Annotated in this window: 14 protein-coding genes and 1 tRNA gene; 6 read left to right on the forward strand and 9 right to left on the reverse strand. The window is 61.9% G+C overall.

Annotation, left to right across the window (positions count from 1 at the left end):
• Nucleotides 1-79 precede the first annotated feature (79 nt).
• Nucleotides 80-163 (forward strand) — tRNA-Leu (locus ACGYLC_RS08770).
• Nucleotides 164-230: 67 nt separating this feature from the next.
• On the opposite strand, the gene ACGYLC_RS08775 is transcribed toward ACGYLC_RS08770, so the two are convergent.
• Nucleotides 231-1,232, reverse strand: a complete 1,002-nt coding sequence (locus ACGYLC_RS08775) for a glycoside hydrolase family 113 (RefSeq protein WP_394422624.1) — start codon at nt 1,230-1,232, stop codon at nt 231-233.
• Nucleotides 1,233-1,446: 214 nt separating this feature from the next.
• Between ACGYLC_RS08775 and ACGYLC_RS08780 the strand changes: the two genes are divergently transcribed.
• Nucleotides 1,447-1,992, forward strand: a complete 546-nt coding sequence (locus tag ACGYLC_RS08780; RefSeq protein ID WP_394422626.1) for a YaeQ family protein — start codon at nt 1,447-1,449, stop codon at nt 1,990-1,992.
• A gap of 57 nt (nt 1,993-2,049) precedes the next feature.
• On the opposite strand, the gene ACGYLC_RS08785 is transcribed toward ACGYLC_RS08780, so the two are convergent.
• Nucleotides 2,050-2,616: a carboxymuconolactone decarboxylase family protein gene (locus ACGYLC_RS08785; RefSeq protein WP_394422628.1), complete on the reverse strand. Its 567-nt coding sequence runs from the start codon at nt 2,614-2,616 to the stop codon at nt 2,050-2,052.
• Nucleotides 2,617-2,715: 99 nt separating this feature from the next.
• On the opposite strand from ACGYLC_RS08785, the gene ACGYLC_RS08790 reads away from it, so the two are divergent.
• The gene (locus ACGYLC_RS08790; protein ID WP_394422629.1) at nt 2,716-3,288 is read left to right on the forward strand and encodes a TetR/AcrR family transcriptional regulator; all 573 of its coding nucleotides are present in this window, start codon (nt 2,716-2,718) and stop codon (nt 3,286-3,288) included.
• A gap of 12 nt (nt 3,289-3,300) precedes the next feature.
• On the opposite strand, the gene ACGYLC_RS08795 is transcribed toward ACGYLC_RS08790, so the two are convergent.
• Nucleotides 3,301-3,915, reverse strand: coding sequence for a hypothetical protein (locus ACGYLC_RS08795; protein ID WP_394422630.1), 615 nt, complete (start codon nt 3,913-3,915; stop codon nt 3,301-3,303).
• Nucleotides 3,916-4,035: 120 nt separating this feature from the next.
• Between ACGYLC_RS08795 and ACGYLC_RS08800 the strand changes: the two genes are divergently transcribed.
• Genes ACGYLC_RS08800 through arsH form a run of 3 tightly spaced genes read left to right on the forward strand, consistent with a single transcriptional unit; the run spans nt 4,036 to nt 6,203 of the window.
• Nucleotides 4,036-4,365, forward strand: coding sequence for an ArsR/SmtB family transcription factor (locus ACGYLC_RS08800; protein ID WP_394422631.1), 330 nt, complete (start codon nt 4,036-4,038; stop codon nt 4,363-4,365).
• A gap of 29 nt (nt 4,366-4,394) precedes the next feature.
• Nucleotides 4,395-5,453, forward strand: coding sequence for an ACR3 family arsenite efflux transporter (gene arsB, locus ACGYLC_RS08805; protein WP_394422633.1), 1,059 nt, complete (start codon nt 4,395-4,397; stop codon nt 5,451-5,453).
• Nucleotides 5,454-5,492: 39 nt separating this feature from the next.
• A complete protein-coding gene (gene arsH, locus ACGYLC_RS08810; RefSeq protein ID WP_394422634.1) occupies nt 5,493-6,203 on the forward strand; it encodes an arsenical resistance protein ArsH in 711 nt (236 codons plus the stop codon).
• A gap of 62 nt (nt 6,204-6,265) precedes the next feature.
• Here the strand turns inward: arsH and ACGYLC_RS08815 are convergent, their stop codons facing one another.
• The 6 genes from ACGYLC_RS08815 to ACGYLC_RS08840 form a co-directional block, all read right to left on the reverse strand.
• The gene (locus tag ACGYLC_RS08815) at nt 6,266-7,705 is read right to left on the reverse strand and encodes an aldehyde dehydrogenase family protein (protein WP_394422636.1); all 1,440 of its coding nucleotides are present in this window, start codon (nt 7,703-7,705) and stop codon (nt 6,266-6,268) included.
• A gap of 176 nt (nt 7,706-7,881) precedes the next feature.
• Nucleotides 7,882-9,018: a sensor histidine kinase gene (locus tag ACGYLC_RS08820; RefSeq protein WP_394422638.1), complete on the reverse strand. Its 1,137-nt coding sequence runs from the start codon at nt 9,016-9,018 to the stop codon at nt 7,882-7,884.
• Nucleotides 9,018-10,028: a SpoIIE family protein phosphatase gene (locus ACGYLC_RS08825; protein WP_394422639.1), complete on the reverse strand. Its 1,011-nt coding sequence runs from the start codon at nt 10,026-10,028 to the stop codon at nt 9,018-9,020. The genes ACGYLC_RS08820 and ACGYLC_RS08825 overlap by 1 nt, the downstream gene beginning before the upstream one ends.
• On the reverse strand, nt 10,025-10,465 hold the full coding sequence (locus tag ACGYLC_RS08830) for an ATP-binding protein (protein ID WP_394422640.1): 441 nt from the start codon (nt 10,463-10,465) through the stop codon (nt 10,025-10,027). Before ACGYLC_RS08830 ends, ACGYLC_RS08825 begins: the two co-directional genes overlap by 4 nt.
• Nucleotides 10,437-10,790, reverse strand: coding sequence for an STAS domain-containing protein (locus ACGYLC_RS08835; protein WP_394422641.1), 354 nt, complete (start codon nt 10,788-10,790; stop codon nt 10,437-10,439). Before ACGYLC_RS08835 ends, ACGYLC_RS08830 begins: the two co-directional genes overlap by 29 nt.
• A 1-nt stretch (nt 10,791) precedes the next feature.
• Nucleotides 10,792-11,667 (reverse strand): STAS domain-containing protein, encoded by an 876-nt coding sequence (locus ACGYLC_RS08840; protein ID WP_394422642.1) that lies wholly within the window; start codon nt 11,665-11,667, stop codon nt 10,792-10,794.
• Between the last annotated feature and the right edge of the window lie 67 nt (nt 11,668-11,734).

The following is an 11,734-nucleotide window of genomic DNA, read 5'->3' on the forward strand; positions in this document are numbered from 1 at the left end:
AAGGTCAAGCAACTGGGCGCGCAGCGGGGGTGAAAATCCACTTGCTCCTGCCGCTTTTGCAGGCTACATCGCCCTACGTGCCCAAGTGGCGGAATGGTAGACGCAGGGGATTCAAAATCCCCCGCCGCGAGGCGTGCCGGTTCGAGTCCGGCCTTGGGTACCACCTTCTTAGTAAGGTTTTCCGCATATTTACATGAATGACACCGGTGCTCTGCGCCTTTCGAGCCTGTTCATTCCTCGCGCCAAAATCCTGCAATCACCTCCTGCGCCGCCTTGTTCTGCACCGTAAAATCGGTGTCTCCCGCGCCGCCGCCTTCGGGGTCGGTGAACCAGCGCCAGATCCAGACATCTTGAATCCCGCGAGCCTCAAGGGCGCGGAGCCAGCGTTCCAGCACCGCGGCCTGAAGCGCCATATCGGCGGGGGCGGCGCGTTCCTCGGCGCTTTCCCATGGCCGGGCGGTCGCGCCTTTGGCGGAGCGGAGACCGATTTCAGCGATCCAGATGGGTTTTGCGTGTTTTTGCGCCACGGCAGCGACCCGGTCCAATTCCGCGGCGATGGCGCGGTCCCAATCGGCAGGCGCATCGTCGGCCCCCAGAACCGGGTAGAGCGAGACCGCCACGGCATCCAGTTCGGGCCAAAAGGCGATCTTCTCGGCCTCGTCGGCACCATGGGCGACATAGGTGAGCTTTCCGCTGAAAAGCGCGCGTATCTCGGCGATGGTCTCTCCCCACTGCGCCGCCCCCGAGACGCCGCGCAATTCGGTGCCAAGGACAAGCGCTTCGGCGCCGTTGCGCTCGGCCGTGACCGCGATGGCGCGCAGAACCTTGGCGTAGGCGGCGTGCCATGCCGCGGCGCTGTCCGGCTCGGGCGCAATCGCGCCGGCCCAGCTTTCGGGCACCCAGACATGCGGTTTGACGATGGCCGCGAGCCCCGCGGCGTGCAGCTGCGCGATCCCGGCGGCGATCCTGTCATGGGGCAGCGCATCCCCCATGACGATGGCGCCGGAACTGGGCGAGCGCTGCCATAGGAAGGGGATCACCGTCGCCGCCGTCGCGCCCGTGTCACGCAGCCGCGCGATGCTTTGGGCGGCGGCGGGGCTGCCGAAGGGGGCGTTTGGCGTCTCGATCAGGTTGAACCCGCGTAGGACGCCACCCGCCTGCCGCGAAAACGCCGCCGTCGCGGTCAAAGCGGTAGAGCCGAGGGCCCAGAGAAGCGTGCGACGGTCGATCATGGGGCTAGGGTAGGATGACTTCCCCTGCCGCACAACGGCACGCTGGCGAAAGATGCGCGGTCTTTTGGGCGCAGCCGCGGGCCAAATAGCGCCAATTTCGCGTACAATTGGCAGGCTTTCATCTGCCGGCCCCGCGCAGCACCCAATGACAATTCCCTTTCCCCGGTCCGACCAAACGCGTAGGCAGCGCCTACCTTGGAAAACGAGACATATCATGGCGCGGAATGCCACCATCTACAAAGTCGAGCTTTCGGTCTCGGACATGGATCGTCACTATTACGAGACCCATAAGCTGACCATCGCCAAACACCCATCGGAAACCGATGAGCGCCTGATGGTGCGTCTGGTGGCCTTTGCCCTCAACGCCCATGAGCATCTGGAGATGACCAAGGGCCTCTCGACGGACGATGAGCCGGACATCTGGCAAAAAAGCCTGAGCGGCGAGTTGGACGTTTGGATCACGCTTGGCTTGCCGAGTGAGAAGGTGCTGCGCCAGTCCTGCAACAAGGCCGCCAAGGTCGTGGTCTACCCCTATGGCGGCAAAACGGCAGAGGTCTGGTGGGATAAGGTCAAGAACGGCACCACCCGTTTTGACAATCTGGAGGTGGTGAACTTGGCCGAGGGTAACACCAAGGCGCTGGCGGAACTGGCCAGCCGGGCGATGAAGCTTCAGGTGATGGTTCAGGACGGCGAGGTGACGGTGAACTTTGATGAGGCGATGGTGACGCTCCCCCTCGACCGTTGGAAGACCTCCCGGTAGGCGGCGCGGTAAAACACTGTCGGAAAAAGGCGCGCCACTCTGGGCGCGCCTTTTAGTTTAAACGTCGAGCTTCTTGTCGCCGCGCTTCCATGTCAGCGGCTGGAAAACCTCGTCCACCGGGGTTTCGGCGACGTGGTTGACGTAGTTGGAAATGGTCTTCTGTGCCATGCCAAGGATCACGTCCAGCACTGCGCGGTGGCCATAGCCTGCGTCGAAAAACGCCTGCATCTGCGCCTCGGAAACAAAGCCGCGGTTGCGCACCATCTGCACGGTGAAAGTGCGTAGCGCTTCGAGTTTGGGCGTCGGCAGGGGCGTTTCATTGCGCAGCGCGTCGCTGATCTCATCCGAGACCTTCATCATCTTGGCGATGCCGGTGTGGGCGGGCACGCAGTAATGGCATTCGTTCTCGACGTTGATTGACTGCCAAACCACGGTCAGCTCTTCGGCGTCGAACGCGGTCTCGGTGAAGAGCTTGTGCAGCACCTGATAGCCTTCAAAGGCCTGCGGACTTTCGGCCAGCACCCTGTGCAGCCCCGGCAGACGGCCAAAGGCCTTTTGCGATTCTTCCAGCAGCGGCTTGGAGGCTTCGGGCGCGCTGTCTTGGTCGTGGGACGGGAAAGTCATGATTTCTACCTTTGTAAATCGTCGATGTCCGTCATTTAGGCTTTCTTGAGCGATCACTCAAGTATATATTTGAGTGATCGTTCAAGATATGGTGATCTCATGCCCCGCAAACCGAACCACGACCGTGCCGAGTTGATCGACCGCGCCCGCGATCTGTTCTGGCGTCAGGGCTGGGCGGGCACCTCGCTGAAAGACCTCGAAGCGGTGCTTAAGATGAAGCCCGGCAGTTTCTACGCGGCCTTCGGGTCCAAAGAGGCGCTGTTTGAAATTGCTCTGGACAAATATGCCGAGGATGGGGCCGGGCGTCTGGCTGAATTGGTCGCTTCGCATGGCCCGATGGCGGCGCTGAAACGCTATCCCGAACTGGCGATCTGCCGCGAAGCGGCCCCGGCCAAAGCCTGCATGTTGTCCAAAACCTTGTTGGAGCTACAGGCCCATGGCCACCCGCTGGCCAAACGGGCCAGCGCGCATCTGATGGGGATGGAAGAGCAATTTGCAGCGCTTTTTGCGCAGATGCAGCGGGAAGGAGAGATTGCGGCGGAACATGATCCGAAATCGCTGGCTCGACGCTATCAGAGCGATCTTTTGGGCCTGCGCGTCTCGGCTGAGCGGGAGGGGGTCGACGCCCATGCCATCGCCCGTGAGATTGCGGAGGGGCTGGACCGGTTGTAGCCCCAAAGCGCGCTATTCGATCTGCTCTTCCAACATCGTGGTAATCTTACGCCGTTGAAAGATATTGCGGATCTGATGCGCCATGATCCGTTCCGGCACGAAATAGGGTTTGCCGTCTTTCCATTCCGCCCGGAACTCATGCCGGGCGGCAATCAGCCTTGTGGTATGCCCATCCGCGGCAGCGACCGTCAGGTCCATCTGCCGGACCTTTTCAAAGAGCCCTTCGGTCCCGATCCGCGCCTCGGCCCGGCGCAACAGGTCGAGGAAACTGCCGATGTCGATAAAATCGCCGCTCTTGATCGGTCCTTGATTGGTGCGGGTCAGGGGGTTCTCTACATCGTTCAACGCCACCTCTTCGCGTTGGGTGACCTTGACGTGGTAGTTTTTGTCATCCGTCACCACACGCGCCATGACTTCGAGCAGGTAAATCGGCTCGGCCCCCATATTGGTCACGAAACAATGGGCATTCTCATCCCGCGCGATCGAGCGGTTGATCAGGATCACCGGCTGGCGTTGGCGCCGGAAGTTGAGCCATAGGATATGCAGATAGGCCAGCCAAACCACCGCCGTAAGAAGGCTCACCGCCACTTGCAACGTGCCGGAATTCTCTGCGATCCAATCGAACATCCTATCTCATCCTTACCAAGCCTGCGGGGGCGCGAGATCAACGCGCGGGGCGGCGCTTCGTTGCACAGAGATTGGCAGGCGGGGTTGACCGCGCGATAATATATCAATAATTCGCGATATATGGATAATGAAAACGCCCTCCAAGCCTTCGCCGCCTTGGGCCAGCCGACCCGGCTGGATGCCTTTCGCCTGCTGATCAAAGCGGGCGGTAAAGGCATGTCGGCGGGCGAGATCGGCACCGCGCTTGATGTGCGGCAGAATACGATGTCGGCCAACCTCTCGGTGTTGGCCCGCGCGGGGCTGATCCGCAGCAAGCGCGAAGGGCGCAGCATCCGCTATTTCGCCGATATGAACGGGCTGCGCGCGCTGCTGGGCTTTCTTTTGGAAGATTGCTGCGGTGGCCAGCCGGAACGGTGCCAACCGCTGCTGGATGAGCTGACCTGCTGCTAACCCCCGAACACCAAACGCGAAAGACCATCATGACCGATACCGCCGATCCCGCAACCGCTGGCCTTGGGGCCTTTGAGCGCTGGCTCTCGCTCTGGGTGGCGCTGGCCATCGGGGCGGGGCTTTTGCTGGGCAATCTCTTTCCCGGCCTCTTCGGCGCGCTGGCGGCGCTTGAAGTTGCCTCGGTCAACCTGCCGGTGGCGGTGCTGATCTGGGCCATGGTCTTTCCGATGATGGTCGGCGTCGATTTCGGCGCGCTGCGGCAGGTGGGGGACAAGCCCAAAGGGCTGGTGGTGACGCTGGTGGTCAATTGGCTGATCAAACCCTTCACCATGGCCGCCCTTGGGATGCTATTCTTTAACCATGTCTTTGCCGGGCTGATCCCACCCGATGACGCGCAGGCCTATTTGGCGGGGGTGATCCTCTTGGGGGCCGCGCCCTGTACCGCCATGGTCTTTGTCTGGTCCAACCTCACCCGGGGCGATGCGACCTATACGCTGGTGCAGGTCAGCGTGAACGATGTGATCATGGTCTTTGCCTTCGCCCCAATCGTGGCTTTCCTCTTGGGCGTGACCGAGATCACCGTGCCTTGGGACACGCTGCTGATCTCGGTCGGCCTTTACGTCATGCTGCCGCTGCTGGCGGGCTACCTCACCCGCGGGCGGCTGGTCGCCAAGGGTGGCGCGGCGGCGGTCGACGCTTTCAAGGCCCGGGTGCAGCCCTTTGCCATCATGGGGCTTTTGCTAACGGTCGTGCTGCTCTTTGGTTTTCAGGGGGAGGTGATCCTCGACCGTCCGCTCGTCATTGCGCTGATTGCCGTGCCGCTGTTGCTGCAATCCTACGGCATCTTCTTCATCGCCTATGGCGCCGCGCGGGCTTGGGGCATTCCCTTCAACGTGGCCGCCCCCTGCGCCCTGATCGGCACGTCGAACTTCTTTGAACTGGCGGTCGCCGTGGCGATCAGCCTCTTCGGGCTGGGGTCGGGCGCGGCCTTGGCCACCGTCGTGGGCGTCTTGGTCGAAGTGCCGGTCATGCTCTCCCTCGTGGGCTTTGCCAACCGCACGCAGCATTGGTTCCGCGCCGACAAATGAACCTCGCGCCATACCCCCCTTCCGCCTAAGGAAATCCCCGTGACCGACACGCCAAACATCGAAGAAGAGCACTTCACCCCCATCGACGCGCGCCGCCTTCTGTCGCCCGAACGCGCCGCCCACAGCCCGCGCATTCTGCTGCTCTACGGCTCGCTTCGCCCGCGGTCTTTCAGCCGCTTGATGACCGAAGAGGCCGCCCGCATCCTCGCCCGGCTCGGGGCCGAGACGCGGACCTTCAACCCCACGGGGCTGCCGCTGCCCGACGATGCGGCCCCCGAGCACCCCAAGGTGCAGGAACTGCGCGATCTGGTGTCATGGTCCGAAGGCATGGTCTGGTGCTCGCCCGAACGCCACGGGGCGATGACGGGGATCATGAAAACCCAAGTCGACTGGATCCCCCTATCGCTCGGTGGGGTGCGCCCGACTCAAGGCAAGACCTTGGCGGTGATGCAGGTCAGCGGCGGCTCGCAAAGTTTCAATGCGGTGAACCAGTTGCGAATCTTGGGCCGCTGGATGCGGCTGCTGACCATCCCCAATCAATCCTCGACCCCCAAGGCTTTCTTGGAGTTTGACGAGGAGGACCGGATGAAACCCTCGCCCTTCTATGACCGCGTGGTCGATGTGATGGAGGAGTTGGTGAAGTTCACCCTGCTGACCCGCGACAACAAGGACTATCTGCTCGACCGTTATAGCGAGCGGAAGGAAAGCGCCGAGGAACTGTCGAAACGGGTCAATCAAAAGGCGATCTGACCGCCAAAATGCAAACGGCAGGGCCAATCTTGGCCCTGCCGCATTGCGAGACTGAAGAGCGATCAGTCGTTGGACCAGCCGGACACCGCTTTGACTTCGCAGAAGTCCTCGATCCCCCAGACGCCACCTTCGCGCCCGTTGCCGGAGCGCTTCATGCCGCCGAAGGGCGCGCCTGCGCCACGGCTTTCGCCGTTCATCTCAACCATGCCCGAACGCAGCTTGGCCGCCAGACGGTTGCGCCGCGCGCCATCGCTGGACTGGACATAGTTGGTCAGGCCATAGACCGTGTCATTGGCCATCTCGACGGCTTGATCTTCGCTCTCGAACTTCATGATCGACAGGACGGGGCCAAAGATCTCTTCGCGGGCAATGGTCATATCGGGCGTCACATCGGCGAAAACGGTGGGTTTGACATAGAAACCCCGGTTCAGATGCTCGGGCCGACCGGTGCCACCGGCCACCAGCCGCGCGCCTTCGTCGATGCCTTTCTGGATCAGGTCTTGGATCTTGCCCCATTGCGCTTCGTTCACGACCGGGCCGATGTGGCGGCCCTCTTCGCTGGCGGGGCCGACTTCGACCTTATTGGCCACTTCGGCTGCCGTTTCGACCGCTTGGTCATAGACGCTGGCCTCGACCATCATCCGGCTGGGGGCGTTGCAGCTTTGGCCGGTGTTGTTCATCATATGCAGCACGCCGCGTTTGACGGCCTTGTCGTCGGCATCGGCGAAGACAAGGTTCGCGCCCTTGCCGCCAAGCTCCAGATGGACCTTCTTCAGCGTATCCGCCGCGTTCTTGGAAATCGCGATCCCGGCGCGGGTGGAGCCGGTGAAGCTCACCATATCCACATCCTCATGGCCGGTCAGGGCGGTGCCCACGGTCGCGCCGTCACCGTTCACAAGGTTGAAGACACCGGCGGGAAATCCTGCCTCATCCATCATCTCGGCAAAGATCACCGCACTCAGCGGGCTTTCCTCAGACGGTTTGAGCACCATGGTGCAACCCGCGGCGACAGCAGCGCCGACTTTCAGCATCACCTGGTTCATCGGCCAGTTCCACGGCGTGATCATCGCCACGACGCCAACCGCCTCGTGAATGATCCGGTCGTTCGGCGCGTGATCCCCCAAGGGCTTTACGAATTTGAAATCTTTCGCCGCCTTGATAAAGTTCTTCAGGTGGCTGTAACCCGCCCCCCATTGGGAGCTGCGCGCCATCTCGATGGGTGCGCCCATCTCGGTGCTGATCGCTTGGGCCATATCCTCGGTCCGGGCTTTATAGACCTCGGCCAGTTTTTCCATCAGGGCGATGCGCTCTTCGGGGGCGGTGGCCATCCACGCGGGCAGGGCGGCCTTGGCCGCGGCCACGGCGGCGTCCACGTCCTTTGGCCCGCCGAGCGAGATCACGGTGCAGGGTTCTTGGGTCGAGGGATCGATGACCTTATGTTCACGGCCCTCAAGCGGGGCGACCCATTTGCCGTCGATATAGAAATCACGTTTTTCGATCATGCTCTGTCTCCGTTATTGGCCAGGCGGGCGATGTTCTTGCCGCCTGGAAGTGTCCGGGAATCGCCGGCTCCCGATATGCCTAGGACAATTTTACGGGGCGGAAAAGTTCAGAGGTGATTTTTGATCAAAAAGTCCGGCGCGGCGGCCCGAAAGCGGCGGGCAGGGGCCGAAGGCACTTAGTCCTGTGCCGGGAAGCTGATCTCGACGCACAGCCCGCTATGGCCTTCGACCTTCAGCGTCGCCTCATGCTGGAAGGTCAGCGTGCGGATCATCCGCCATCCCAGCGAATCCGACCGCTCAGGCCGTTTTGCGTTCTCGGGCAGGCCGACGCCATCGTCATAGACCTTGAGCGTCAGGCCATCGTCGTCCTCTTGGGTGACGTCGATGGTGATCACCCCTTTGTCGCGCCCCTTGAAGGCGTGTTTATAGGCATTGGTGATCAACTCGCCCACGATCAGCCCAATGTCGACGGCCAATTTGTTATCCATTTTGAGGCTGGGGCAAATCAGTTTGATGCCGATGTTCTGGCGATCTCCGGTAAAGGCGCGTTCGGCGTTCTTGGTGACCTCCTCCAGCATATCCGAGAGGTCAAGATCGGTGCTGCTGGTCGAGCGCTGCATCAGCTCATGCGCCTTGGAGAGCGAGCCTACGCGGGTCTCCAACTCCCCCAGAACCTGGCGGGTCTCATCGGCCTTGGCTTGGGTTTTGCTCATCCGGATCAGCGCCACGATGAGGGCAAGGTTGTTGCCCGTGCGGTGGTGAAGCTCTTGCATCAAAAGATCGCGGTCGGCGATGCCTTCGCTAAGTTCGCGGTTCTGTTCGGTCAATGCCGCGGTCGGGTCTTTGGCGTTATAGGCCTCCAAAGCCGCCATGGCATCGGCCTTGATTTGTTCGACGGCGGATTGCGGTTCGGGCAGAAGGAATTCCGCGTGAATTCGCGTGCCTTCTTGTCCGGTATCCACATCGAAACGCGCCGCGATGCGTTGCACGCCGCGCAGGCCCAGCCCCATGCCTGTCTCTGACACGATGTCGCGGCTGGGGTCGAGCTTGGCCTCTTCGATCCCGCGGCCCTGATCAATCACCGTCAGCCCAAGGGCGGGCTTGCCGTTGACATCCGTAAGCGAAAAGCGCGCGCGGCCTTTCTGCCCATGCTCGATCGCGTTGCGCCCCAGTTCCACAGCGGCGGTGACGGTGCGCGTCCGCTCGAATGAGGTAAAGCGCATGGCCTCGGTCAGGGTCAGGGCGATCTGACGCAGGGCCGCGATATCGCCGCCTTTCTCAAGGTTCACCGATGTGAGGTTGGTTGCTTTCATCAGTCCGCGTCCCGTGCAATGCGTATGACCACGATGGAGGCGTCGTCACGCCCGCGAAATGCCCGGTCGAGCAAGTAGCCGGCGATCAAAAGCGGAGATTTCCACAATAGACCCTGTGGAAGATAGCTGTCGCGCAGGGTTTTCAACCCGTCGCTGTGCAGGATCATCAGATCTCCCGGTTGAAGGTCAAAACTCTCTTCATAGCCGCGGGTGGCACGGGCGCCGATCCGCCCGTCGCGCACCGGCAGGCGTTTGACCTCGCCGTCGCGGACTCGCAGGGTGGCGATATTGCCCAAAGCGGCATAGCGCAGGACCATCTGCGGCTGTGCGATATGCACAAGGGCCGCCACCGCGCCGCGCTTGCCGGTCAATTGGTCGGTCACCTCATGCATCACCGCGCCCGGCTCGCTGTTGAAACTGCTCGTGGCTTGGACGGCGTCGGTGACCTCCAGCGACGCGGCTGCGGCCTCGGGGCCGTGGCCCAGACCATCGCAGAGCAGGATATCGGTGGCAGTGGGCGTTTTGCGCAGCAGGTAATCGTCGCCACATTCGGTTTCGTTCGGGTGGCAGACCCGCAGGCCCACGGCCTCAACCCCATGGGTCGGGCAGGGGGTGCTGTCTTTGACAAAGCCGCAAACGATGGTGGTGCCCACCTCCGACCCGCTGAAAATGTCGAAGTCATTCGACAGGCGCCGGATCGCGCCAAGCCCCAGCCCGGCCGAGCCGCCGCTGCTCATGCCGTCTTGGAACATACGGTCCATATCGCCGATGCCCGGGCCGCGGTCGGTAAAGACCATTACGATCCGGTCGCCCTTGCCCTCCGGTGAGGCGGTGATCAGGGCGCGGCCTTTATCGGCATAACGCAGGATGTTGGTCGTGGCCTCGGTGGCGACAATGGCCAACTCATCAGTCCGGTGTTTGGGCCAACCGTGATCCGCCGCGAGACGGCGCGCCGCGCGGCGCACCACGGCGATGGCGCTTTGGTCCTGAACTTCGACCCATTGTATCATAGGTTTACACTCATCAACACGCTGGTGCCCCCGCCAACGGCGGTGCGGATTTCAAACTTCTGGGCCAGCCGCTGCGCGCCGCCCAAGCCCCGGCCAAGCCCGCCGCCCGAGGTATAGCCGTCTGTGAGGGCCAGTGCCACGTCCTCGATCCCCGGTCCCTTGTCCCAACAGACCACGCTCAGCCGCTTGGCCTTTGGGTCGACATAGATGGAAAATTCGCCGCCGCCAGCGTGAACGATCGCATTGCGGGCGATCTCGCTGACGGCGGTGGCAAATCGGGTGACCATCAGCGCCGAAGCGCCGTTTTCCTTCATGTAGCGCGCTACGGCTTGGCGGACCGTTACCGCGTCACCGCTGGTCTTCAACTTGAACTGAGAGAGAAGAACCTGCGCTCCTAGGTCCTTTTCGTCAAAAGCGACGTAGCTGGGTGAGGGCATGTGTCAGGCTCAGGGCGGTGCGAATTTCGGGCAGATACATGCCAAGCTCGACCAGCGTGACGGCGACCGTGGGGCGCATGCCTACGACATAGGTATCCGCCGCAAGCAGCCGCGAAATCCCCGCAAGCTGCGCGATCACACGGCCCACGAAAGTGTCCACGATCTCAAGAGCCGAGATATCGAGGATCACCCCGTCGACGCGATTGTCGGATATCTTGTTCGACAGGCGATCCTGAAGCTCCAAAATCTCCGTGTCCGTGATGTCATCCTGTATCGAAACGAGGAGCGCATGTTCGACCAGATTAATCGACGTGACACCGGCCACCTTATTGGCCCTCGGTCTTCTTGATCACATAGCCGACGGTCATCAGCGCATCCGACAGGGCGGTGCGGATGCTGGACCGGGTGGAAACGGTGCCCACGTCGATGCCAAGCTGCACCATGGTCTGGGCAATCATCGGGCTGATGCCGCTGATGATGCATTCCGCCCCCATCAGGCGCACGGCGGCGGCCGCGCGCAGCAGGTGTTGCGCCACCTGCGTGTCGACGGTGCCGACGCCGGTGATGTCCATGATGACCACTTCGGCCTGACGCTCCAGAATGGTTTGCAGCAGGTTCTCCATCACCTCTTGGGCGCGGGCGGAATCCAGCGTGCCGATCAGCGGGAGGGTCAAAACGCGGTCCCAAAGCTCGACCACGGGGGTCGAAAGCTCCAACATCTCTTGGCGTTGACGGTCGATGATCTGCTCACGCTCAAGGATGAAAATCTCGTTGGTGTAGATGGCAAAGGCATCGACCAGACGGGTCACCAGCATCACGTCGCGGATCAGCATCCCGTGATCGCTGTCTTGCATCGCTTCGAGCCGTTTGAACAGCGGCGCCTTCAGCGCCAGCACGAAGGTTGCCATCTCGGTCGGGGTCACGCCGCGGTTGACCCGCTCGCGGCTGACATCGGTCAGCACAGCGCGCAGATCGTCCCACTGCGTGTCGTCAAAGTCGAAATCCTCGCCGCTGACGCCATTGCGCACACCTTTGGAGAAGGCTTTGAGCAATTCGCGGTTCTGGGTCCGGCTTTCCGCATCGGAGAACAGGTCAGAACGTTTCACGCCCTCTTTGACCTGCGTTCCCAGCCACTCCTCGATGATGCCTTTGAAGTCGGTGTCGAGAACAGTGAGAATATTGGCCGTAGCAGATTGCGGCATCTTGAACCCCAGTTTTAAATTTCATCCCCCATAGGCCAATCGTGGGGGTGAGTGTCAATAGGACGCA

The sequence above is a fragment of the Sulfitobacter sp. 1A12157 genome, from assembly GCF_043557345.1.
GTDB lineage: Bacteria > Pseudomonadota > Alphaproteobacteria > Rhodobacterales > Rhodobacteraceae > Sulfitobacter.

Bases quoted from the DNA above. Each gene is read 5' to 3' on its own strand.
- arsB (WP_394422633.1), top strand. From the start codon at position 4,395: ATGACCGATACCGCCGATCCCGCAACCGCTGGCCTTGGGGCCTTTGAG.
- ACGYLC_RS08830 (WP_394422640.1), bottom strand. From the start codon at position 10,465: ATGCCCTCACCCAGCTACGTCGCTTTTGACGAAAAGGACCTAGGAGCG.
- ACGYLC_RS08840 (WP_394422642.1), bottom strand. From the start codon at position 11,667: ATGCCGCAATCTGCTACGGCCAATATTCTCACTGTTCTCGACACCGAC.
- ACGYLC_RS08775 (WP_394422624.1), bottom strand. From the start codon at position 1,232: ATGATCGACCGTCGCACGCTTCTCTGGGCCCTCGGCTCTACCGCTTTG.
- ACGYLC_RS08825 (WP_394422639.1), bottom strand. From the start codon at position 10,028: ATGATACAATGGGTCGAAGTTCAGGACCAAAGCGCCATCGCCGTGGTG.
- ACGYLC_RS08790 (WP_394422629.1), top strand. From the start codon at position 2,716: ATGCCCCGCAAACCGAACCACGACCGTGCCGAGTTGATCGACCGCGCC.
- ACGYLC_RS08785 (WP_394422628.1), bottom strand. From the start codon at position 2,616: ATGACTTTCCCGTCCCACGACCAAGACAGCGCGCCCGAAGCCTCCAAG.
- ACGYLC_RS08820 (WP_394422638.1), bottom strand. From the start codon at position 9,018: ATGAAAGCAACCAACCTCACATCGGTGAACCTTGAGAAAGGCGGCGAT.
- ACGYLC_RS08800 (WP_394422631.1), top strand. From the start codon at position 4,036: ATGGATAATGAAAACGCCCTCCAAGCCTTCGCCGCCTTGGGCCAGCCG.
- ACGYLC_RS08815 (WP_394422636.1), bottom strand. From the start codon at position 7,705: ATGATCGAAAAACGTGATTTCTATATCGACGGCAAATGGGTCGCCCCG.
- ACGYLC_RS08795 (WP_394422630.1), bottom strand. From the start codon at position 3,915: ATGTTCGATTGGATCGCAGAGAATTCCGGCACGTTGCAAGTGGCGGTG.
- ACGYLC_RS08780 (WP_394422626.1), top strand. From the start codon at position 1,447: ATGGCGCGGAATGCCACCATCTACAAAGTCGAGCTTTCGGTCTCGGAC.